Consider the following 20,932-nt stretch of genomic DNA (forward strand, 5'->3'; position numbering starts at 1 on the left):
GATTCTAGCCCGGCCCGGGCAGACTTGCCCACTGTACGAGCAAGGCTTCGAGAAGCAAGGCACGGTTGAGGTTGGCTTTATTGAGGACCTTCTGCCGTTGCGAAAGCAACCAGTCCTGCATCGCCAGCACCTTGGGCTGTGTCGATTTCTCGGCGAGATACTGCACGACCTTGCGCATGTCCGCGAGCCCAAGACCCTCTTCGTCGCGGGCCAACTGGTAGCGCAGCATCAGCAGCGCCCAGTCGCAGAACCAGTCGAACAGTAGCGGCAAGGGTACAGCATTCCAGCTTTCGGCCAGCTGACCTGGGGCAACCTGCTGTTTGAGCAGCTTCTTCACCCCTTCGACCACTTGTGCGCGCTGCTCGCGCACGCCTTGCCCCTGCAGTCGCAGCGCGGTCAGCGGAGAACCGCCAGCGAGCACCAGTAGCTCGTCCAGCGCCTCCGACGATTCATCCGGCAGCGCACTGGCCAGCCAGGCACGGGCCTGCTCGGCGGTCGGCTGCGGGCAGGCCTGCTGCACACAGCGACTCTTGATGGTCGGCAGCAGACGGCTGGGCTGGTGGCTGATCAGCAGCAGGACGGTATTGCCCGAGGGCTCTTCCAGGCTCTTGAGCAGCGCGTTGGCCGCGTTAAGGTTCATCGCCTCGGCCGGCTCCAGCAGTACCACCTTGCGACCGCCGAGTTGCGCGGTCTGCACCACGAAATTCACCAGTTCGCGCACCTGATCGACGCGAATCGGCTTCTCCGCCTCCTCCGGCTCCAGCAGGAAATAATCCGGATGGGTGCCGGCCGCCAGCAACTGGCAGGCCTTGCACTGACCACAGGCCTTGCCGCCCTCGGGGCGCTGGCAGAGCAGGAAATGCACGAAATTTTCCGCCAACACACGCTTGCCGATGCCGGCCGGGCCGTGAAGCAAATAGGCATGAGCGTGCTGCGGGCGGCTGCTGAGTTGCTGCCAGAGGCCCTGCTGCCAGGGGTAGATGTCAGCCATTGAGGCGCTCCAGCAAGGCCGGCAGCAGCTTGTCCAGGTCGCGCTGCACCTCGGCCAGCGTCTGCGCGGCATCGAGGATGTGATAGCGCCCCGGTTCGGCGCGGGCGCGATCCAGATAGGTATTGCGCACCGCCTCGAAGAAGGCGCGACCTTCCTGCTCGAAGCGATCCAGGCGCCCACGGGCAGCGGCACGGGACAGGCCGATTTCCACCGGCAGGTCGAAGACCAGGGTCAAGTCCGGACGCAAGCCGCCCTGGACGAAGCTCTCCAGTTGCGCAATGCGTTCTACCGGCAGACCACGACCGCCGCCCTGGTAGGCGTAGGTGGCATCCGTGAAGCGATCGCAGAGGACCACGGCGCCGCGTTCGAGGGCCGGACGGATCACCTGGGCGATGTGCTGCGCGCGGGCCGCGAAGACCAGCAACAGCTCGGTATCCACCGCCATCTTTTCATCGCTGGGGTCCAGCAGCAGCTCGCGGATGCGCTCGGCCAGCGGCGTACCGCCGGGCTCGCGGGTCAGCTGGACCTCGATGCCGCGTTCACGCAGGCGCTCGGCCAGGTACTCGCGGTTGGTGCTCTTGCCCGCGCCTTCGGGGCCTTCCAGGGTGATGAACAGGCCGGTCACTCGGCTCACTCCTTGTGTTATCGGGCTACTGCGCTGCAGGGGAATCTGCGGCGGGAGTGTCTGCATCCGGCGCCTGCGCCGGCAGCGGGACGGGCGCCGGACTGGAACGGTAGTCGGCGCGACGCTTGATCTGGAACTCCTGGACGGCCTTGTTGTGGTCATCGAGGTTGTCGGAGAAGGTATGGCTGCCGTCACCGCGGGCGACGAAGTACAGGCTCTGTCCCGCCACCGGGTTGAGCGCGGCATGGATGGCCTCGCGGCCGGGCAGCGCGATGGGCGTCGGCGGCAGGCCGGCAACCACGTAGGTGTTGTAAGGCGTCGGCGTGCGCAGGTCGGCGCGGGTGATCCTGCCGGCGTAGCGCTCGCCCATCCCGTAGATGACGGTCGGGTCAGTCTGCAGCAGCATGTTCTTCTGCAGGCGGCGCACGAAGACGCCGGCGATCTGGCCGCGCTCCTGGGGCACACCGGTTTCCTTCTCCACCAGCGAAGCCATGATCAGCGCCTGGTAGGAATCCTTGTAGGGCAACTCCTGGGCGCGCTTGTCCCACTCCTCGGCCAGGATGCTGTCCATGCGCTGGTAGGCGTGCTTGAGGATGTCGACGTCCTTGGTGCCGCGGACGAAGCGGTAGGTATCGGGGAAGAAGCGGCCTTCCGGGAAGACACCGGGCTTGCCCAGCTTCGCCATGACCTCGGCATCGCTGAGGCCATTCAGGGTCTGCTCCAGCTTGGGCTGGCGGGCGAGCAGCTCGCGCACCTGGCGGAAGTTCCAGCCCTCGACCAGGGTCAGGCCGTACTGCACCACATCGCCTTCGCGCCACAGATCGAGCAACTGGGCGGCGGTCATGCCGGGCGTCAGGCGGTATTCGCCGCTGTGCAGCGCCTCACCGGCCAGGTTGAAACGCCAGTACAGGCGCAGCCAGAAACCGCCGTGCAGAACGTCTTCGTCCTCCAGACGGGTCAGCAAGCGGCCGGGGGTGGCGCCGCTGGGAGCGTCGAGCAGACGCTCTTCGGTGAGCCGGAGCGGCTGCTGCAGCGCACGGTGCTGCTCCCAGGCCGCCAGGCCCAGTACGAGCCCGACCAGCAGCAGGCCGCCTTCCAGCAGCACCAGCAATTTGCGCATCACGTATCAGGAATCCAGAAGTTCGCGGAGTTGGCCCTGCAGTTTACGGGTCAGCAGCCCGACCGGCCAAGCGAACTCGGCCACGCCGCGCACCGGCCAGATACCGTAGAGGCTGTTGCAGAGAAAGACCTCATCGGCCTGCGCCAGTTCGCTGTGCTCGATATCACGAATGACAACCGGCACACCCAAGTCGCGAGCGCGCTCGATGATCTCGGCGCGCATGACGCCGGCAACGCCGCAGCGGCTGAGCTCGGCCGTGACCAGCTCACCCTGCTTCACGACGAACAGGTTGCTGAACACACCCTCGACGATCCGCCCGGAAACATCACGCATCAATCCTTCGGCAAACGCGGGGTCGCTCCACTCGGCGCGAGCCAGGACCTGCTCCAGGCGATTGAGGTGCTTGAGGCCGGCGAGCAGCGGCTGCTCAGCCAGGCGGGTGGCGCAGGGGAAGAGCGTGACGCCCTCCTCGCGGTTCTTCGCCGGGTAGGCCGGCGCAGGCGAAGCCAGCAACAGGCGGCGCACCTGGGCATCGGCCTGCGGGGCATAGCCGCGCGCGCCTTCGCCGCGGGTCAGTACCAGCTTGGCGACGCCATCGCCGAGCAAGGTGGAGAAACGCAGGAGTTCGTCTTCGACGAGATCGAGCGAGACAGGCAGGGACAGGCGCCGAACGCCCTCCTCCAGCCTTGCCCGATGGCGTGTCAGCAGGCGCGGACGGCCTGCTGACACGCGGATGGTCTCGAACAGCCCGTCGCCGTAGGCCAGCCCGCGATCACGCGCGGACAGGGCCTCGCCGCTCTGGCCGTCGATCCAGCTCAGCATCAGCCGTGGAACCGGCGGAACACCAGGGAGCCGTTGGTGCCGCCGAAGCCGAAGGAGTTGGACAGGGCAACGTCGATCGGACGTTCCTTGGCCTGATGGGCAACCAGGTCGAGGTCGCAGCCTTCGCTGGGGTTGTCCAGGTTGATGGTCGGCGGAGCCACCTGATCACGCAGCGCGAGCACGCAGAAGATCGCCTCGACCGCACCGGCAGCACCCAGCAGGTGGCCGGTCATGGACTTGGTGGAGCTCATCGACAGCTGGTAGGCATGGTCGCCGAAGATCGATTTCACCGCGGCGATTTCCGCGATGTCGCCGGCCGGCGTGGAGGTGCCGTGGGCATTGATGTAGTCGACCTGCTCGGGGTTCAGCCCGGCATCGCGCAGCGCAGCCTTCATGCAACGTGCGGCGCCCGCGCCGTCTTCCGGCGGAGCGGTCATGTGGAAGGCGTCACCGCTCATGCCGAAGCCGACGACCTCAGCGTAAATGCGTGCGCCGCGAGCCCTGGCGTGCTCCAGCTCTTCCAGCACCAGCGCGCCTGCGCCGTCGGAGAGCACGAAGCCGTCACGGTCCTGATCCCACGGACGGCTGGCCCTGGTCGGCTCGTCGTTGCGGGTGGACAGTGCGCGAGCGGCGCCGAAGCCGCCCAGGCCAAGACCGCAGGCCGCCATTTCGGACCCGCCGGCCACCATCACGTCAGCGTCGCCGTAGGCAATGTTGCGCGCGGCCATGCCGATATTGTGGGTGCCGGTGGTGCAGGCGGTGGTGATGGCGTAGTTGGGACCCTGCAGACCGAGGTTGATCGACAGGAACCCGGAAACCATGTTGATGACCGAACCAGGCACGAAGAACGGCGAGATGCGCCGCGGGCCCTGTTCGAACAGCGAACGACAGGTGTTTTCGATGTTGGTCAGACCGCCGATGCCCGAACCGATGGCAACGCCGATGCGCTCCCGGTTGGCGTCGGTGACTTCCAGGCCGGAGTCGCGCACCGCCTGGTAGCTGGCGGCCAGGCCGTACTGGATGAACAGGTCGAGTTTGCGAGCTTCCTTGGCGGACATGTATTGCTCGACGTCGAACCCTTTCACCGAGCCGCCGAAACGGGTGGCAAAGGCGGACAGGTCCATGTGTTCGATCGGGGCGATACCGCTGCGCCCGGCGAGAATGCCTTCCCAACTGCTCGGCACATCCACACCCAGGGGCGACAACATACCCATGCCAGTGATGACTACGCGTCTACGCGACACTGTGACTTCCTCTCATGTGTTTCACGGCAATAACGCCGGCTGATGCCGGCGTTAAAGAAAAGCCGCACGCCTTTGCAGGCCGTGCGGCTTCTTTCGTCGGGGAACCGACGACTACGTCTTATGCCTGGTGGGCAACGATGTAGTCGATGGCTTCCTGAACGGTGGTGATCTTTTCGGCTTGCTCGTCGGGGATTTCGGTCTCGAATTCCTCTTCCAGAGCCATCACCAGCTCAACGGTGTCAAGGGAGTCGGCGCCCAGGTCTTCGACGAAGGAAGCGCTGTTGGTGACTTCTTCTTCCTTAACGCCGAGTTGCTCAGCAACGATCTTCTTGACGCGTTCTTCGATGGTGCTCATACCTTGTTTTCACTCCTATGGACAATCCGTACAGCTGGGCTGCGGGTAAGTGTATAGAAAGGGTTTTCTGCATTTCAAGCTGAACGCTGACGCCCCTTCGCGACAACCCAGATGCTCTGTCTATTCCAGCGTTACGACGCTTGGATAACTTTAGACAGCGCATATGACATCGCCACGAAGGAACTCGTCACATCAGCTCATGTACATTCCGCCATTCACCGGTACCGTGGCACCCGTAACATAAGCTGCGCCCTCGGAAGCGAGGAATGCTACCACTTTGGCGATCTCTTCGGCTTGTCCCAGTCGACCCAGAGGAATCTGGCCGAGCAGCGCTTCACGCTGGGCCTCGGGCAGTTCGCGAGTCATGTCGGTGTCGATGAAGCCCGGAGCAACCGCGTTGACAGTGATAGCACGGGAACCGACTTCACGCGCCAGGGCGCGGGTGAAGCCTTCCAGGCCGGCCTTGGCAGCCGCGTAGTTGGTCTGCCCGGCGTTGCCCATGGCGCCGACGACGGAGCCGATATTGATGATGCGACCCCAGCGAGCCTTGGTCATGCCGCGCAGGACGGCTTTCGACAGACGGTAGAGGCTGTTGAGGTTGGTGTTGACCACATCGAACCACTCGTCGTCTTTCATTCGCATCAGCAGGTTATCGCGGGTGATGCCTGCGTTATTGACGACGATAGCCGGTGCGCCGGATTCTTTCTGGATGGCTTCGACAACGGCGGTCACGGACTCGTCGTTGGACACATCCAGGACCATGCCCGAACCCTGGATGCCGTTTTCCTTGAGGTACTCGGAAATTTTCTGCGCGCCGGACTCGCTGGTGGCGGTGCCGACCACGGTGGCGCCCATGCGACCCAGTTCCAGTGCGATGGCCTGACCGATACCACGGCTCGCGCCGGTAACCAGGGCAACCTTACCTTGCAGACTCATGCCTTATCTCCTGTTCAAGCCAGAGCCGCGCGGGCTGCACCGAAGGCATCCGCGGAATCCAGGTTGTGGGTGGTCACGCCCTTGGCGCAACGCTTGTTCAAACCAGCCAGCACCTTGCCCGGACCGCATTCGACCAGGTCGGCGACGCCCTTTTCGGCCAGCAACTGCACGCTCTCGACCCAGCGGACCGGGCTGTACAGCTGCGCCAGCAGGTCGCGCTTGAGCGCGGCCAGATCGGCCGGAACCTGGGCGGTAACGTTCTGTACCAGGGCGATCTGTGGCATCTGCCACTGAACGGCCTCGACAGCCTCGGCGAAACGCTCGGCGGCCGGGCGCATCAGCTCGCAGTGCGAAGGCACACTGACCGGCAGCGCAACAGCACGCTTGGCGCCACGAGCCTTGCACGCCTCGATGGCACGCTCGACAGCCTTGGCCGCACCAGCGATCACTACCTGGCCCGGCGCATTGAAGTTCACAGCACTGACCACTTCGCCCTGGGCCGCTTCGGCGCAGGCCGCGAGCACATCAGCGTCTTCCAGGCCCAGGATGGCGGCCATGCCGCCAGTGCCCGCAGGAACAGCTTCCTGCATCAATTGGCCACGACGCTCGACCAGCTTCACCGCATCGGCGAAAGCCAGGCTGCCGGCGGCGACCAGCGCGGAGTACTCACCCAGGCTGTGGCCGGCGACATAAGCCGGCAGCACACCACCTTCGGACTGCCACAGGCGCCACAGGGCGATGGAGACAGTGAGAATGGCGGGCTGGGTCTTGTCGGTCTGGTTCAGGCGCTCTTCCGGGCCGTCCTGCACCAGAGCCCAGAGGTCATAACCCAGAGCAGCGGAAGCTTCGGCGAAGGTATCGCGCACGATGGCGTGCTGGGCACCCAGCTCGGCAAGCATGCCGAGCGACTGCGAACCTTGACCGGGGAATACGAAGGCGAGGGATGCGGACATTGCAACAGGTCCCTTTTGTCTGTGTCGTCAAATGGATAGCGCCGGCGAAAGCCTGGCGCATTGAACTGACAGTTGGATGACGGTCTGACGACCGCGGTCACACATTAGAGCAGATGTTCCAATCGGCCATGCAGCCGCTGGGGCAGATTCTCGCGAACTTCCAACAGCGCGCGACGCAAGGCGCTCTGAATGCCCTCTTCTTTCGCACTGCCGTGACTCTTCACCACGATGCCCTGCAACCCGAGGAAACTCGCGCCATTGTGCTGGGAAGGCGTGAGGTCGCCACGCAGCCGACGCAGGAAAGGCATCGCCATCAGCCCGACCGCCTTGGCCGGCAGACTGGAGTTGAACAATTCCTCCAGACGCGCCGCAACCATCGCCGCCAACCCTTCGCTGGACTTGAGCAGGATGTTGCCGACGAAACCGTCGCACACCACCACATCCGCCAGCCCGCGATACAGGCCGTCGCCTTCGATGTAGCCGATGTAATTCACACCACGCGCCTGCTGCAGGAGACTGGCCGCCAGCTTCACCTGCTGGTTGCCCTTGATGTCTTCGGTGCCGACATTCAACAGCGCCACCCGAGGGCTGCTCTTGCCCAGCGCTTCCGCAGCCACGGCACCCATGACGGCGAACTGATAGAGATGCTCGGCACTGCAATCGACATTGGCGCCCAGGTCGAGCAGATGGCAGTGGCCACCCTGCGTCGGTACGGCAGTCACCATCGCCGGACGATCGATGCCGGGCAGGGTTTTCAACAGGTAGCGGGACAACGCCATCAGCGCACCGGTATTACCAGCACTGACGCAGGCATGGGCCTTGCCATCACGAACCAGCTCGAGGGCAACACGCATGGAGGAATCGGGCTTGCCACGCAACGCCTGGGACGGACGCTCGTCCATCGTGACGATTTCGCTGGCATGGTGAACATGAAGACGCTGACGCTCGACCGGAGAAAGGCCGCGCAGGCGTTCTTCTATCAGAGGGGCTTGGCCGACGAGGACCAGCTGGAGGGAAGCATATTCGGCCAGAAAGGAAATGCAGGCCGGGACAATGCAGTGGGGACCGTAGTCCCCACCCATTGCATCAATCGCGATGATTGGTGCGGACAAAGATTACTCGTCAGAGCCTTTGTCTACGACCTTGCGGCCGCGATAGAAACCGTCCGGGGAGACGTGGTGGCGCAGGTGAACTTCACCGGTGCTCTTTTCCACGGACAGAGCGTTCGCATCCAGGGCATCGTGCGAACGACGCATGTCACGAGCGGAACGGGATTTTTTGTTCTGCTGAACAGCCATGATTGATTAACTCCTAAACGTTTGGGTCACGCTTCAACTGCGCCAGTACGCTGAACGGATTGGGCCGCTCTTCGACGTTCTCGCTCGGTTCGGGCGCTGTAGCGTATCCCACCGGCTGCTGGCAATCCTCAGGGTCATGGACCGGCACGATGGGCAAGGCGAGCAGCAACTCGTCCTCAGCCAGCGAGGTCAGGTCGATGGGGTCATCCCCCACTTCCAACGCATCGTAGCCACTGGGCAGATCATCGATCGACTTGCCTTCCGGGATGATGACGTAATCGTACTCACCACCCACATGGAATTTGGCCGGCTCGAGACAGCGCTGGCATACCATGCTCACCTCGCCATTGAGCTCGACGTGCATGACCGCCAGTTTCTGCTGATCACGGAAGAAGGAAAACTTCGCGTGAACATCGCCATCACTGCTGGTCAATTGCTCGCTGAGACGTGCCATCTTGGCGATCGGCAGCACACCCTCGAGGGTGGCGGCGCGCTCTACCAATTTGCGCGGATCAACGTGAGGTGGTATCGGTCCATTCAACATAAGCGCGCCATTATAGGGATGCACCCGAAGCTGTCAAAGGAAATTAGCCATAAACAGCTGTATGGACAGCCCTTTTCGCTAGAATCGCGGCGACGCTCCGAAGGAATTCTCCATGCTACCCCTGATCCTTGCTTCCAGCTCGCCCTACCGCCGCGAATTGCTGCAGCGCCTGCGCCTGCCGTTCGAATGCGCCAGCCCCGACATCGACGAAACCCCACTGCCCGGCGAGGGCGCAGAACAACTGGTACGCCGACTGGCGGAAAGCAAAGCTCGCACCCTGGCCCAGCATTACCCCGCCCACCTGATCATCGGCTCTGATCAGGCCGCGGTTAACGGCAGCCGGATTCTTGGCAAACCACACAACCTCGAGCGCGCGACCGAACAACTGAAGGATGCCAGCGGCAAGAGCGTCAGCTTCCTCACCGGACTCTGCCTGCTCAATAGCCAGAACGGTGTAGCCCAGATCGATTGCGTGCCTTTTACCGTGCACTTCCGCAACCTCGACGATGCACGCATCCGCCGCTACCTGGAGGCCGAACAACCCTTCGACTGCGCCGGCAGCTTCAAGGCCGAAGGCCTGGGCGTCAGCCTGTTCCGCTCCACCGAAGGCGAAGACGCCACCAGCCTGGTCGGCCTGCCGCTGATTCGCCTGGTGGACATGCTGCTTGCCGAGCAGGTAGAAATCCCCTGACCTGGACAACTTGAAACGGAAAGGCCCGGCAATCGCCGGGCCTTTTCCTTCCTTATATAAGGAAGCGCACTCAGCGCAGGACCGGCCCCTGCCAGCCCATCCACATCGCCATGCGCTCGGCAACACTGGCGCCCAACTTCTTGGTGAAGCGGTCGAAGGCCGTTTCCTGGACGGTGTAGTCCACGATCTCCTTCTCCTTGATGATCTCGCGCGCCACGTAGCTTGAGCTGCCCAGACCATCGATCAACCCCAACTGCAGCGCCTGCTCGCCGGACCAGATCAGACCGGAGAACAGCTCCGGATGATCCTTGTCCTTCAGGCGATCGCCGCGCCCCTTCTTCACCACATCGATGAACTGCTTGTGGGTGGTGTCCAGAACCTGTTGCCAGAAAGCCGTTTCATCCGCCTTCTGCGGCTGGAACGGATCAAGGAACGCCTTGTGCTCGCCCGAGGTGTAGATACGGCGATCCACACCCAGCTTTTCCATGGTGCCGACGAAGCCGAAAGTCGCCGCTGTCACACCAATGGAGCCGACCAGACTGGCCTTGTCGGCGTAGATCTCATCGGCCGCACTGGCGATGTAATACGCACCGGAGGCACCCAGATCACTGATGACCGCATAGACCTTGATATCCGGATGCTCACCGCGCAGGCGCTTGATTTCATCGTAGACATAGCCGGACTGCACCGGGCTGCCGCCCGGACTGTTGATACGCAGGACGATACCCTTGGTGCCGGCATCCTCGAACGCGGAACGCAGCGCGCCAACGATGTTATCGGCACTGGCCGGCTCGTTGTCGGCGATCATGCCTTTCACCTCGATCAGCGCCGTGTGGCTGGCACTGCGCGACGCAGACTTGGACAAACCACTGAAAGGGCTGAACAGCGCCAATGCACCGAACAGATAAACGAAAGTCAGCAACTTGAAGAAGATACCCCAGCGACGTGACCGGCGCTGCTCCTGGACCCCGGCCAGCACGGCCTTCTCCAGCAACTTCCAGCTCTTGTCGTCACCTGCCGTGGCTTGCGCAGCCTTGCTATCGTCCGCCTTCCATTCATCCGACATCAGTTGCCTACCTCGAGCACCGGTTTGACCGAGCGCCCGGCGAGCCAGGCGCGCAATTCATTGAAATGATTCACTTCCAGCGCCGGAGCATAGTCCCGAAGGATCTCCAGCGACTGAGCACCATAGCCCACCGCCACCGAATCCATGCCGGCACGGCGCGCCATTTCCAGATCGAAGGGCGAATCGCCCACCATCAACGCATCGCGGGCATCGACCCGGCAATGGTCGAGAATCTCGTGCAGCATGCGCGGATCCGGCTTGCTCGCCGACTCATCAGCGGCACGGGTGATATCGAAGAAGTCAGTCCAGCCCTGCCCCGCCAGCACGCGATCCAGCCCGCGGCGATTCTTGCCGGTAGCGACCGCCAACTGATAGCCCGCCGCGCGAAACTCGGCCATGGCCTCAGCCACGCCCGGGAACAGCGGCGAAGGCTGCACCTCCAGGCTCAGGTAGTGATTACCGTAATCAAGACGGAAGCGATCCAGCGGCTCGCCCTCCTCCACCTCCGGGTACAGCGTCTGGATAGCTTCCGGCAGACCCAGACCGATGATGCCCTTGATGGCCGCATCGCTGCGCTGCGGAAGACCGGAGCCGACTGCCGCTACCCGCATCGCCTCGACGATACGACCGATGGAGTCCACCAGCGTGCCATCCCAGTCGAAGATCAGCAGGGAATACTCACGCATCCAGACGCTCCACGGTGCGCAACCAGACTTCGTCCACCGGCGCCTCCAGCTCCAGCACACCGCCATCAGGCAGCGGCACGCGCAGGTAGGCCGAGTGCAGGAACAGTCGCTTGCCGCCCAGTTCGCGGATTTCGCGGGAGAAATCTTCGTCGCCGTACTTGGGATCGCCGGCAATGGAGTGGCCGGCGTGCTTGGCATGCACGCGGATCTGATGGGTACGACCGGTAATCGGACGCGCCTCGACCAGGGTAGCGAAGTCACCGAAGCGGCGAAGCACCTTGAACTCGGTCAGCGCCTCCTTGCCTTCCGGGCTCACTTCGACCACGCGCTCACCGGAGCGCAGGTTGTTCTTAAGCAGCGGCACGGCGATCTGCTTCTTGGCCGCCGGCCAGCTGCCGCGCACCAGGGCGTGGTAGCGCTTGTCCACGATACGCTCGCCACGCAGGGCGTCGTGCAGATGGCGCAGCATGCTGCGCTTCTTGGCGATCATCAGCAGGCCGGAAGTATCGCGATCCAGGCGGTGCACCAGCTCCAGGTCCTTGCATTCCGGACGCAACTGACGAAAGGCCTCGATGACCCCGTAATTCAGGCCGCTGCCGCCATGCACGGCGATACCGGTGGGCTTGTTCACCACGATCAGCGCCTTGTCTTCGTAGACGATGGCAGCCTCCAGGCGCTCCAGCAGGCCCTGGGCCAGTGGCACCGGCTCGTCACGCTCGGCCAGACGCAGCGGCGGAACGCGTATCACGTCGCCAGCCTGCAGCTTGTACTCGGGCTTGATGCGGCCTTTGTTGACCCGCACCTCACCCTTGCGAAGGATGCGGTAGATCAGGGTCTTGGGCACGCCCTTGAGCTGGGTGCGGAGGAAATTGTCGATTCGTTGGCCGGCATACTCCGGCGCGACTTCAAGCAGCTGGACGCCGGAAGTCGGAGGGGCAGGATTCGTCATCCGGATATAATAACAATTTTTCATTCAATTGAAGCACTTAATCATTGCTGCTATATTCGGGAGGCCGCCAAAAGTGGCCAGGCCTGCGGATGATCGCGTAATCGCCATCCCCAACCGCCTGCAAACACATTGAACGGACACGAGGCAGTCCCCGGAAGCGTTGCAACGGCCCGAGCGATTCTCGCGCCGACAGCGCCTCGAAACCCAGGCCTTCAGACATGACCACGGCCACCAAGGTAGCCGTGATAAAAGCCAACCCCGCTCCCGGATTCAGCGAGTGGCACCCGGCTCTTAAGGAAATGTGCAGGGCGGAGATGCACAACTGTCGGATTGCGTTGCTTTCATGCCTTGAACGTAGACGCACTTGTCGTCCGCATCTGACAGTTAATTCCTCCTCCTGATGAGTGCTTGTTCTTACTCGACAAGCAGGAAACGTAGTCGCGGCACAGCAGATTTATCCTGCTGCCGCTGGACACTGGAATGGTCCGCCGTTCCTGAGTACGTGCCTTAGCACCGACCGTGAGAGTCGTGTGTGCCGATCGCCGTTTCCGGTGGCCCCGGAAACCATTGGTACTACATGAAAAGAATGCTGATCAACGCGACTCAACCCGAAGAGTTGCGTGTAGCGCTGGTAGACGGCCAACGCCTGTTCGACCTGGACATCGAGTCCGGTGCGCGCGAACAGAAGAAGGCCAACATCTACAAAGGCCGTATCACCCGCATCGAGCCGAGCCTCGAGGCCGCATTCGTCGACTTCGGCGCCGAACGCCACGGCTTCCTTCCCCTCAAGGAAATCTCCCGCGAGTACTTCAAGAAGAATCCTGAAGGCCGCATCAACATCAAGGACGTCCTGAGCGAAGGCCAGGAAGTCATCGTCCAGGTCGAGAAAGAAGAACGTGGCAACAAGGGCGCCGCCCTGACCACCTTCATCAGCCTCGCCGGCCGCTACCTGGTGCTCATGCCCAACAACCCGCGCGCCGGTGGTATCTCCCGCCGCATCGAGGGTGAGGAGCGCAACGAACTGCGTGAAGCCCTGAACGGCCTGACCGTTCCCGGCGACATGGGCCTGATCGTCCGCACCGCAGGCCTGGGCCGCAGCTCCGAAGAGCTGCAATGGGACCTGGACTACCTGCTGCAACTGTGGGGCGCCATCAAGGAAGCCTCCGGCGAGCGCAGCGGTCCGTTCCTGATCTACCAGGAAAGCAACGTCATCATCCGCGCCATCCGCGACTACCTGCGCCAGGATATCGGCGAAGTGCTGATCGACAGCCTCGACGCCCAGGAAGAAGCCCTCAACTTCATCCAGCAGGTCATGCCGCAGTACGCGAGCAAGGTGAAGCTGTACCAGGACAGCGTTCCGCTGTTCAACCGCTTCCAGATCGAGAGCCAGATCGAAACCGCCTTCCAGCGCGAAGTGAAGCTGCCGTCGGGCGGCTCCATCGTCATCGATCCGACTGAAGCCCTGGTGTCCATCGACATCAACTCGGCGCGCGCCACCAAAGGCGGCGACATCGAGGAAACCGCCCTGCAGACCAACCTGGAAGCGGCCGAGGAAATCGCCCGCCAGCTGCGCCTGCGTGATATCGGCGGCCTGATCGTCATCGACTTCATCGACATGACCCCGGCGAAGAACCAGCGCGCCGTGGAAGAACGCGTCCGCGAAGCCCTGGAAGCCGACCGCGCCCGCGTGCAGGTTGGCCGCATCTCGCGCTTCGGCCTGCTGGAAATGTCCCGTCAGCGCCTGCGCCCGTCCCTGGGCGAGACCAGCGGCATCGTCTGCCCGCGCTGCAACGGCCAAGGCATCATCCGCGACGTCGAATCCCTGTCGCTGGCCATTCTGCGCCTGATCGAGGAAGAAGCCCTGAAGGACCGCACCGCCGAAGTTCGTGCGCGCGTGCCGTTCCAGGTTGCCGCCTTCCTGCTCAACGAGAAGCGCAACGCCATCACCAAGATCGAGCTGCGCACCCGCGCGCGCATCTTCATCCTGCCGGACGACCACCTGGAAACTCCGCACTTCGAAGTCCAGCGCCTGCGTGACGACAACCCCGAACTGCTGTCCGGCCATGCCAGCTACGAGATGGCCCCGGAAGAGCACGAGGAAGTCCAGCCGGTCAGCGCCACCCGCACCCTGGTTCGCCAGGAAGCCGCCGTGAAGACCGTTTCCCCGCAGAGCCCTGCCCCGCAGCAGGCTGCCGCTGAAGCACCGGTCGCCGTCGAAGCCACCAAGCCCATGCCTGAGCCGAGCCTGTTCCAGGGCCTGGTGAAATCGCTGGTGGGCCTGTTCGCCGGCAGCAAGCCGGAGCCGACCCCGGTCGCCGCCGAGAAGCCCGCCACCGAGCGTAGCGAAGGCCAGGGCGAGCGCCGCAACGGCCGTCAGCAGAACCGTCGCCGTGACGGTCGCGATGGCGGTCGTCGTGATGACGAGCGTAAAGAGCGTGGTCGCCGCGACGAGCGCGGTGAGCGCACTGAACGCCCGGCTCGCGAAGAGCGTCAGCCGCGCGAAGAACGCGCCGAGCGTCAGCCCCGCGAGGAGCGCCAGCCGCGCGAAGAGCGTGCCGAGCGTCAACCGCGCGAGGAACGCCAGCCGCGTGAAGAGCGCGCCGAACGTCAACCGCGTGAAGAGCGTCAGCCGCGCGAAGAACGCGCCGAGCGCCAGCCGCGCGAGGAGCGTCAACCCCGCGAAGAGCGTGGTGAGCGCGCCGATCGTCAACCGCGTGAAGAGCGCCAGCCGCGCGAAGAGCGTCAACCGCGCGGTGAGCGTGGCGAGCGCGCCGAGCGTCAGCCCCGTGAAGAGCGTCAGCCGCGCGAAGACCGTCAGGCTCGCGATGCCGCCGCCCTGGAAGCTGAAGAGCTGCCGAACGAGGAGCTGCTGGATCAACAGGACGACGAAGGTTCGGACGACGAGCGTCCGCGTCGCCGCTCCCGCGGCCAGCGTCGCCGCAGCAACCGCCGCGAGCGCCAGCGTGAAGCCGGTGTGGATGGCGCTGAAGGTGAAGTGAGCGCCGAAGGCACTGCCGAACAGGCTGCTTCCGACACCCCGTCGCCTGCCGCCATGGTCGCTGCCGCCGCTACCGCTGTAGCCGTTGCAGAAGCCGCCGCCGAGCAGGAGCAGCCCGCCGCCCAGGCTGAAACCGAGACCCAGCCGCTGGAGTCCGGCGTGGTTGAAGCCGTGCGCACCGAAAGCGCCCTGGAACAGACCATCGAGTTCCTGGCCAAGCCCGCCGAGCAGGCTGCCGAGCCGGTAGAAGCTGCCAGTGAGATCGTTGAAGTGACTGCGGCCGAGCCGGTGGTTGCGGAAGAGGCATCGGCTCCGACTGCTGAATCCGTGATCGAAGCCGTCGCCCAACTGGTCGAAGAGCCTCAGGCTGAAGCTCCGGTGGTTGTGGAGGAAGCTCCGGCTGCCGCTGCGACGGCTACCGAAGAAGCTCCGGCCGTTCCGGCCAACGCCACCGGCCGCGCCTCCAACGACCCGCGCGAGCGTCGTCGCCAGGAACGCGCGGCCCGCGAAGCCGCCGCGGCTGCAGCGGCTGCCCCGCAGGTCGAGCAGGCTCCGGCTGTCGAAGCGGTGATCGAGGAAGTTGCCGTCGTCGAAGCTGAAGTCGTGGCCGAACCGGCTGCCGACGTCACCGCAGAGACCGTTGTGGCCGAAGCGGTGAACGAAGCCGAAGCCCAATCCGTGGAGCAGGCCGAAGCGACTGCCGAACAGGTTGAAGGCGACAAGGCCGAGAAGACCGAGGAAGAAGAAGGCACCGTGGTTGAGAAACACCACAGCTGATAGCTTCCGAGCATGAAAAAGGGGATGCCTAGGCATCCCCTTTTTTATTGCCCGCAATACGAGAATCTCCCCTTTTCGCAGTCCGCGATTGGCTTCCGGCGCGATGCGGACCTATCGCGGACAGAGTCCGCTCCTACGATCAGTCCTGATCCGCAGCTCGCGGCGGATTGCGAGCAAGCTCGCCCCTGCGAAGCGTCGCCCTCATTTGCGTGGGGGAACAGGCACAAAAAAGGGATGCCGAAGCATCCCTTTTTCCATCTGAAGCAACCTCAGTAAAGATTCGGCTCCATCTCCAGCTCCACGCCAAAGCGCTGCTGGATGTCCTCCCGGATACGCAGCGCCAGGCCATGCAACTGCGCCCCGGTGGCGCCGCCGTAGTTGACCAGGACCAGCGCCTGCTGCGCGTGGACGCCAGCTGCGCCGTCACGGAAGCCCTTCCATCCGGCCTTGTCGATCAGCCAGCCGGCGGCCAGCTTCATTTGGCCATCGCCCTGCGGATACGCCACCAGGTCGCTATAGCGTTGACGCAACGCTTCGGCCTGGTCTGCGCAGACCACCGGGTTCTTGAAGAAACTGCCGGCATTGCCCAGCACGGCCGGGTCCGGGAGCTTCTCGCGGCGGATCGCGCAGATCACTCGCGAGACGTCGGCCGGAGTCGGAGCAGTGACGCCCTCCTCTGCCAGGCGCTGGCGCACGGGGCCGTAGTCCAGGTGCAGTTTCGCCGCGCGACTCAGGGCGAAGCGAACCCGCAGGATCAGCCAACGACCCGGCTCGCGCTTGAAGCGGCTTTCGCGGTAGGCAAAGGCGCAGTCATCCAGACCGAACTCGCGCAGCTCGCCGCTCTCCCGGTCCAGCGCGGCCAGGCCGGCGAACACGTCCTTGATCTCGACGCCATACGCGCCGATGTTCTGCATCGGCGCCGCGCCAACGGTGCCGGGAATCAGGCTGAGGTTTTCCAGCCCGCCGAAGCCCTGAGCCAGCGTCCAGCGCACGAAGTCATCCCACACCTCGCCGGCTTCCGCCTCGACCACCACACGCTTGCCGTCATCACTGACGACACGAACACCGCGGGAAGCCATGCGCAGCACCAGCGCCTCGACGTCACGGGTCAGCAACAGGTTGCTGCCGCCACCGATCACCATCAGCGGCAGGCCTTTTTCGACGGCGGCGGTAATACCGGCGCGCACCTCGGCATCGTCATGAGCCTGGGCGAACCAGCGCGCCGCGACTTCGACACCGAAGGTGTTGTAGGGCTTGAGGGAAATGCGTTCTTGCAGTTGCAGCGTCACAGGCGCCCCTTCACTTCCGTCAGCAGGCCGTCGCAGGCCCTTTCCACCAGATCCAGCACCTGTTCGAAACCGTCCTCGCCGCCGTAGTACGGATCGGGGACTTCGTCGATTTCCAGCTCGTAACGACGCAGGAACAGGTCCAGCTCCGCCATGCCACCGCTACCGCGCAGACGCTTGAGGTCGCGCAGGTTGGCGTTGTCCATGGCCAGGACCAGGTCGTAGCGGGAGAAGTCGGCGACGCTGACCTGCCGTGCCCGCAGGCCCGACAGATCATAGCCACGGCGCAGCGCGGCGGCACGGGTACGCGCGTCCGGCGCCTTGCCGACGTGCCAGTCGCCGGTGCCAGCCGAGTCGATCTCGATGCGATCCTCAAGGCCCGCTTCGCGGACCTTCTGGCGGAACACGCCTTCGGCGGTGGGCGAGCGGCAGATGTTGCCCAGGCAGACGAACAGGACCTTCATCAAGCCCCCAGGATGCGCCGGACGCGCTCCAGGTCTTCCGGGGTATCGACGCCAGCCTGCGGCGCCTCCAGGGCATCAGCCACATGGATGCGCACGCCATGCCAGAGCGCGCGCAGCTGCTCCAGGCACTCGGTGTCTTCCAGCCAGCACGGGCCCCAGGCCACGAAATCTCGCAGGAAGCGCGCGCGGTAGGCATAGATACCGATGTGGCGGCGGTAGGGCACGTCGGCCGGCAGGCTTTCGCGATCCACCGCGAAGGCGTCGCGCGCCCAGGGCAGCGTGGCGCGGCTGAAGGTCAGCGCCAGGCCGTTCTTGTCGCTGACCACCTTGACGATGTTCGGGTTGAACAACGCGGCCGGGTCATGGATTTCCTCGCACAAGGTGGCGATGCCCGCCTCCGGGTGCGCCGCGAGGTTGGCAGCCACCTGATCGATGATCGACGGCGGCACAAGCGGCTCGTCGCCCTGCACGTTGACCACGATGGCGTCGTCGGCCAGGCCCAGCGCATCGGCCACTTCCGCCAGGCGGTCGGTGCCGGAGTTGTGGTCGGCGCGGGTCAGCACCACCTGGGCGCCGAAGCCCTGGCAGGCATCGAAGATGCGCTGGTCGTCAGTGGCGACCACCACCTGGGTGGCGGAGCTTTTGCCGGCCTGCGTCCAGACGTGCTGGATCATCGGTTTGCCGGCGATGTCCTGCAGCGGCTTGCCGGGCAGGCGGGTGGAGGCATAGCGGGCGGGAATGACAACGGTATAGGCCTGGGTCATGGCGTTACTTGTCCAGACGCTCGTCGACGCTCAGGGTGCGCGCCTCGCCTTCGAGCATCACCGGGATGCCGTCGCGCACCGGGTAGGCCAGGCCGTCGGCCTTGCAGATCAGCTCGGACTTGTCATCGGTGAGCTTGAGCGGGCCCTTGCACAGCGGACAGGCGAGGATATCGAGGAGTTTCGGGTCCATGGTGCGTTCCTTGAGCTTAAACAGCGAACAGTTTGAATGCGGACGGCGCCGGAATGCGACGGCGGATCAGCGGGCGAGCAGGCGCTCGAGCTGAACGTCGAACCAGGCGACGAAGGCCGGCGACGGCTGCGCTTCGACGGCGAGGTACCACCAGTCGGGCGCGGCGAAGGACCGGCATTTCACCGCGTCCTTCTCGGTCATGACCAGCGGCAGTTCCGGCGTAAAGCGCAGCTGCTCGGCGGTAAAGGCCGCATGGTCGGGGAAGGGATGCGGAATCGGCCGCCAGTTTAGCGCCTCGAGCGTCGTGAAGAAACGCTGCGGGTTGCCGATCGCGGCCAGGGCATGCACCTCCTGCCCGGCGGGGAAATGCTCGACGCCACGGCGCTCGCCACTGGCCAGGTTGACCAGGACCGATGGTCGCAGGACGAAGGAGAAGGCGCCGGGCGGATCGGACGGCGCGCCGTTGTGCAGCACGGCGTCGACTTCGCTCAGTCGCTCGGCAGGTTCGCGCAGCGGCCCCGCGGGCAGGCAGCGGCCGTTGCCCAGGCCACGGGCGGCATCGATCAGCACCAGCTCCAGGTCACGGGCCAGGCGGTAATGTTGCAGACCATCGTCGCAGAGGATCAGGTCCAGCGGCTCTTCGGCCAGCAGCCCGCGCACGGCACTGGAGCGGTCCGGGTCGATCATCAGCGGCACGCCACTGCGGCGCACGATCATCAGCGGCTCGTCGCCCGCCTCCGCCGCCGACTGCTCCGCGCGCACGCGCCAGGGCGTCTGCGGCGGCTTGGCGCCGTAGCCACGGCTGACCACGCCGACCTTCAGCCCGCGGGCGCGGCAGTGCTCGATCAGCCAGAGGATCATCGGCGTCTTGCCGGTGCCACCCACGGTGATGTTGCCGACCACGATGATCGGCACGGGGGCGCGAAAGGCCGGCTTGGCGCCGGAGAGGAAGTCCTGCCGGCGGCCGTGGGCGACGCGCCGGTAGAGCAGTTCGAACGGCCTGAGCAGGGCAAGGGCCGGGTGGCCCTTGTACCAGGCGTCGAGCAGGCGGTCGGAGAACGCCATCAGGGGGTCTTCTTGTCCGCCCGGGACTCGATGGTGGTGATGCGCAGGTGGGTAAAGCCCAGCTTGCCGGCGGCATCCATCGCGGTGACCACGGACTGGTAATCCACCTTGCCGTCGGCGGTGATCACCACCGGCAGGCTGTTATCGCCGGCGGATTCACGCTGCATGGCGTTCATCAGGTTTTCCAGGTCGTCGCGCGCCAGGCTCTGGCCGTTGAGCGCGTAGTGACCTTCGAGGCTGATGGAGATTTCCAGCTGCTTGATCTCGGTGGCTTCGGGCGGCGTGCCGCTGACCGCCTCAGGCAGTTCGACCTTGAGCTGCGACGGTTTGGTGAACGAGGTGGCGACCACGAAGAACAGCAACAGCACGAAGATCACGTCGATCAGCGACGCCAGGTTGATGAAGACGTCCTCGCGGGCCGCTCCGCCCGCTCTGCGGCGGAATTTCACGCTTTGCCTTCCTCGACGAAGTCGACTTCGCGGTCGCCCTGGGTCACTTCCACCAGCTTGATGGCTTCCTGTTCCATGGCGATGACCAGCTCATCGACGCGGCGCAGCAGGTAGCGGTGGAAGAACACTGCCGGGATCGCCACGATCAGGCCGGCCGCGGTGGTGATCAGGGCCTTGGAGATACCGCCGGCAAGCATCGGCGCGTTGGCCATGCCGTCGCCCATGAAGGCGCTGAAGATCTGGATCATGCCGAACACGGTACCCAGCAGGCCGAGCAGCGGCGCCATGGCGGCGATGGTGCCCAGGGCGTTGAGGTAGCGCTCCAGCTCGTGGATGACGCGGGACGCGGCCTCCTCGATGCACTCCTTCATGATCTCGCGACCGTGCTTGGAATTGGCCAGGCCGGCGGCGAGGATTTCACCCAGCGGGGAAGACGCGCGCAGGTCCTTCAGGGCCTGGCTGTTCATCTTCTTGTCCTTGATCTGCTTCCACACCTGGCCGAGCAGCTGCGGCGGGGCCACACGGCTCAAGCGCAGGGTCCAGAGACGTTCGGCGACGATCGCCATGGCAGCGACGGAGCTCAGCAAGATCGGCAGCATCATCCAGCCGCCAGCTTTGACCAGTTCCCACACAGTGGTGAATCCCCTGAAAAAAAGTGG

23 protein-coding genes are annotated in these 20,932 nt (G+C 64.5%); 2 read left to right on the forward strand and 21 right to left on the reverse strand.

Features of this window, described 5'->3' with window-relative positions:
- Positions 1-4 precede the first annotated feature (4 nt).
- The 11 genes from UB43_RS13270 to UB43_RS13320 form a co-directional block, all read right to left on the reverse strand.
- Positions 5-991 (reverse strand): DNA polymerase III subunit delta', encoded by a 987-nt coding sequence (locus tag UB43_RS13270; RefSeq protein ID WP_045211598.1) that lies wholly within the window; start codon positions 989-991, stop codon positions 5-7.
- Positions 984-1,616 (reverse strand): dTMP kinase, encoded by a 633-nt coding sequence (gene tmk / locus UB43_RS13275; protein ID WP_045211601.1) that lies wholly within the window; start codon positions 1,614-1,616, stop codon positions 984-986. Before tmk ends, UB43_RS13270 begins: the two co-directional genes overlap by 8 nt.
- A gap of 25 nt (positions 1,617-1,641) precedes the next feature.
- Positions 1,642-2,736 carry an endolytic transglycosylase MltG gene (gene mltG, locus UB43_RS13280; protein WP_045211604.1) on the reverse strand — a complete coding sequence of 365 codons (1,095 nt, stop codon included), beginning with the start codon at positions 2,734-2,736 and terminating at the stop codon, positions 1,642-1,644.
- A 6-nt stretch (positions 2,737-2,742) separates the two neighbouring features.
- Complete coding sequence (pabC, locus tag UB43_RS13285) at positions 2,743-3,558, reverse strand: aminodeoxychorismate lyase (protein WP_045211606.1); 816 nt, start codon at positions 3,556-3,558, stop codon at positions 2,743-2,745.
- Positions 3,558-4,802, reverse strand: coding sequence for a beta-ketoacyl-ACP synthase II (gene fabF, locus UB43_RS13290; protein WP_082085835.1), 1,245 nt, complete (start codon positions 4,800-4,802; stop codon positions 3,558-3,560). The genes pabC and fabF overlap by 1 nt, the downstream gene beginning before the upstream one ends.
- A gap of 118 nt (positions 4,803-4,920) precedes the next feature.
- A complete protein-coding gene (gene acpP, locus UB43_RS13295; protein ID WP_015477931.1) occupies positions 4,921-5,157 on the reverse strand; it encodes an acyl carrier protein in 237 nt (78 codons plus the stop codon).
- Positions 5,158-5,349: 192 nt separating this feature from the next.
- On the reverse strand, positions 5,350-6,093 hold the full coding sequence (gene fabG / locus UB43_RS13300) for a 3-oxoacyl-ACP reductase FabG (protein WP_037014455.1): 744 nt from the start codon (positions 6,091-6,093) through the stop codon (positions 5,350-5,352).
- A gap of 14 nt (positions 6,094-6,107) precedes the next feature.
- A complete protein-coding gene (gene fabD, locus UB43_RS13305; protein WP_045211613.1) occupies positions 6,108-7,046 on the reverse strand; it encodes an ACP S-malonyltransferase in 939 nt (312 codons plus the stop codon).
- Between the two features lie 104 nt (positions 7,047-7,150).
- Entirely contained in the window at positions 7,151-8,158 is a 1,008-nt protein-coding gene (gene plsX, locus UB43_RS13310) for a phosphate acyltransferase PlsX (RefSeq protein WP_082085836.1), read from the reverse strand.
- 3 nt (positions 8,159-8,161) lie between these two features.
- Complete coding sequence (gene rpmF, locus UB43_RS13315; protein WP_009621425.1) at positions 8,162-8,344, reverse strand: 50S ribosomal protein L32; 183 nt, start codon at positions 8,342-8,344, stop codon at positions 8,162-8,164.
- Positions 8,345-8,357: 13 nt separating this feature from the next.
- Positions 8,358-8,888: a YceD family protein gene (locus tag UB43_RS13320; protein ID WP_045211618.1), complete on the reverse strand. Its 531-nt coding sequence runs from the start codon at positions 8,886-8,888 to the stop codon at positions 8,358-8,360.
- 112 nt (positions 8,889-9,000) lie between these two features.
- On the opposite strand from UB43_RS13320, the gene UB43_RS13325 reads away from it, so the two are divergent.
- Complete coding sequence (locus UB43_RS13325) at positions 9,001-9,579, forward strand: nucleoside triphosphate pyrophosphatase (RefSeq protein WP_045211620.1); 579 nt, start codon at positions 9,001-9,003, stop codon at positions 9,577-9,579.
- 70 nt (positions 9,580-9,649) lie between these two features.
- Here the strand turns inward: UB43_RS13325 and sppA are convergent, their stop codons facing one another.
- From sppA to rluC, 3 genes are read right to left on the reverse strand one after another with little or no spacing between them, the layout of a single operon-like run.
- The gene (sppA, locus tag UB43_RS13330) at positions 9,650-10,645 is read right to left on the reverse strand and encodes a signal peptide peptidase SppA (RefSeq protein WP_045211623.1); all 996 of its coding nucleotides are present in this window, start codon (positions 10,643-10,645) and stop codon (positions 9,650-9,652) included.
- Positions 10,645-11,331 (reverse strand): HAD-IIIA family hydrolase, encoded by a 687-nt coding sequence (locus UB43_RS13335; RefSeq protein WP_045211625.1) that lies wholly within the window; start codon positions 11,329-11,331, stop codon positions 10,645-10,647. The genes sppA and UB43_RS13335 overlap by 1 nt, the downstream gene beginning before the upstream one ends.
- Entirely contained in the window at positions 11,324-12,280 is a 957-nt protein-coding gene (rluC, locus tag UB43_RS13340) for a 23S rRNA pseudouridine(955/2504/2580) synthase RluC (RefSeq protein WP_045211627.1), read from the reverse strand. The genes UB43_RS13335 and rluC overlap by 8 nt, the downstream gene beginning before the upstream one ends.
- A 577-nt stretch (positions 12,281-12,857) precedes the next feature.
- On the opposite strand from rluC, the gene rne reads away from it, so the two are divergent.
- Positions 12,858-16,055 (forward strand): ribonuclease E, encoded by a 3,198-nt coding sequence (gene rne / locus UB43_RS13345; protein WP_045211630.1) that lies wholly within the window; start codon positions 12,858-12,860, stop codon positions 16,053-16,055.
- Positions 16,056-16,324: 269 nt separating this feature from the next.
- Here the strand turns inward: rne and murB are convergent, their stop codons facing one another.
- The 7 genes from murB to UB43_RS13380 all read right to left on the reverse strand — a co-directional run bounded on the left by murB (position 16,325) and on the right by UB43_RS13380 (position 20,905).
- A complete protein-coding gene (murB, locus tag UB43_RS13350) occupies positions 16,325-17,344 on the reverse strand; it encodes a UDP-N-acetylmuramate dehydrogenase (protein ID WP_045211632.1) in 1,020 nt (339 codons plus the stop codon).
- Positions 17,341-17,805, reverse strand: coding sequence for a low molecular weight protein-tyrosine-phosphatase (locus UB43_RS13355; RefSeq protein WP_045211635.1), 465 nt, complete (start codon positions 17,803-17,805; stop codon positions 17,341-17,343). Before UB43_RS13355 ends, murB begins: the two co-directional genes overlap by 4 nt.
- Positions 17,805-18,569: a 3-deoxy-manno-octulosonate cytidylyltransferase gene (gene kdsB, locus UB43_RS13360; protein WP_045211637.1), complete on the reverse strand. Its 765-nt coding sequence runs from the start codon at positions 18,567-18,569 to the stop codon at positions 17,805-17,807. Before kdsB ends, UB43_RS13355 begins: the two co-directional genes overlap by 1 nt.
- A 4-nt stretch (positions 18,570-18,573) precedes the next feature.
- The gene (locus UB43_RS13365; protein WP_045211639.1) at positions 18,574-18,759 is read right to left on the reverse strand and encodes a Trm112 family protein; all 186 of its coding nucleotides are present in this window, start codon (positions 18,757-18,759) and stop codon (positions 18,574-18,576) included.
- Between the two features lie 66 nt (positions 18,760-18,825).
- Positions 18,826-19,824, reverse strand: a complete 999-nt coding sequence (gene lpxK / locus UB43_RS13370; protein WP_045211641.1) for a tetraacyldisaccharide 4'-kinase — start codon at positions 19,822-19,824, stop codon at positions 18,826-18,828.
- Positions 19,824-20,273: a biopolymer transporter ExbD gene (locus UB43_RS13375; protein ID WP_045211644.1), complete on the reverse strand. Its 450-nt coding sequence runs from the start codon at positions 20,271-20,273 to the stop codon at positions 19,824-19,826. Before UB43_RS13375 ends, lpxK begins: the two co-directional genes overlap by 1 nt.
- Positions 20,270-20,905 carry a MotA/TolQ/ExbB proton channel family protein gene (locus UB43_RS13380; protein WP_017519262.1) on the reverse strand — a complete coding sequence of 212 codons (636 nt, stop codon included), beginning with the start codon at positions 20,903-20,905 and terminating at the stop codon, positions 20,270-20,272. Before UB43_RS13380 ends, UB43_RS13375 begins: the two co-directional genes overlap by 4 nt.
- Positions 20,906-20,932 lie beyond the last annotated feature (27 nt).

The organism is Pseudomonas sp. 21, assembly GCF_000955805.1.
Classification (GTDB): Bacteria; Pseudomonadota; Gammaproteobacteria; order Pseudomonadales; family Pseudomonadaceae; genus Pseudomonas.

Bases quoted from the DNA above. Each gene is read 5' to 3' on its own strand.
- UB43_RS13270 (WP_045211598.1), bottom strand. From the start codon at position 991: ATGGCTGACATCTACCCCTGGCAGCAGGGCCTCTGGCAGCAACTCAGC.
- mltG (WP_045211604.1), bottom strand. From the start codon at position 2,736: ATGCGCAAATTGCTGGTGCTGCTGGAAGGCGGCCTGCTGCTGGTCGGG.
- pabC (WP_045211606.1), bottom strand. From the start codon at position 3,558: ATGCTGAGCTGGATCGACGGCCAGAGCGGCGAGGCCCTGTCCGCGCGT.
- acpP (WP_015477931.1), bottom strand. From the start codon at position 5,157: ATGAGCACCATCGAAGAACGCGTCAAGAAGATCGTTGCTGAGCAACTC.
- fabG (WP_037014455.1), bottom strand. From the start codon at position 6,093: ATGAGTCTGCAAGGTAAGGTTGCCCTGGTTACCGGCGCGAGCCGTGGT.
- fabD (WP_045211613.1), bottom strand. From the start codon at position 7,046: ATGTCCGCATCCCTCGCCTTCGTATTCCCCGGTCAAGGTTCGCAGTCG.
- rpmF (WP_009621425.1), bottom strand. From the start codon at position 8,344: ATGGCTGTTCAGCAGAACAAAAAATCCCGTTCCGCTCGTGACATGCGT.
- UB43_RS13320 (WP_045211618.1), bottom strand. From the start codon at position 8,888: ATGTTGAATGGACCGATACCACCTCACGTTGATCCGCGCAAATTGGTA.
- UB43_RS13325 (WP_045211620.1), top strand. From the start codon at position 9,001: ATGCTACCCCTGATCCTTGCTTCCAGCTCGCCCTACCGCCGCGAATTG.
- sppA (WP_045211623.1), bottom strand. From the start codon at position 10,645: ATGTCGGATGAATGGAAGGCGGACGATAGCAAGGCTGCGCAAGCCACG.
- UB43_RS13335 (WP_045211625.1), bottom strand. From the start codon at position 11,331: ATGCGTGAGTATTCCCTGCTGATCTTCGACTGGGATGGCACGCTGGTG.
- rluC (WP_045211627.1), bottom strand. From the start codon at position 12,280: ATGACGAATCCTGCCCCTCCGACTTCCGGCGTCCAGCTGCTTGAAGTC.
- rne (WP_045211630.1), top strand. From the start codon at position 12,858: ATGAAAAGAATGCTGATCAACGCGACTCAACCCGAAGAGTTGCGTGTA.
- UB43_RS13355 (WP_045211635.1), bottom strand. From the start codon at position 17,805: ATGAAGGTCCTGTTCGTCTGCCTGGGCAACATCTGCCGCTCGCCCACC.
- kdsB (WP_045211637.1), bottom strand. From the start codon at position 18,569: ATGACCCAGGCCTATACCGTTGTCATTCCCGCCCGCTATGCCTCCACC.
- UB43_RS13365 (WP_045211639.1), bottom strand. From the start codon at position 18,759: ATGGACCCGAAACTCCTCGATATCCTCGCCTGTCCGCTGTGCAAGGGC.
- lpxK (WP_045211641.1), bottom strand. From the start codon at position 19,824: ATGGCGTTCTCCGACCGCCTGCTCGACGCCTGGTACAAGGGCCACCCG.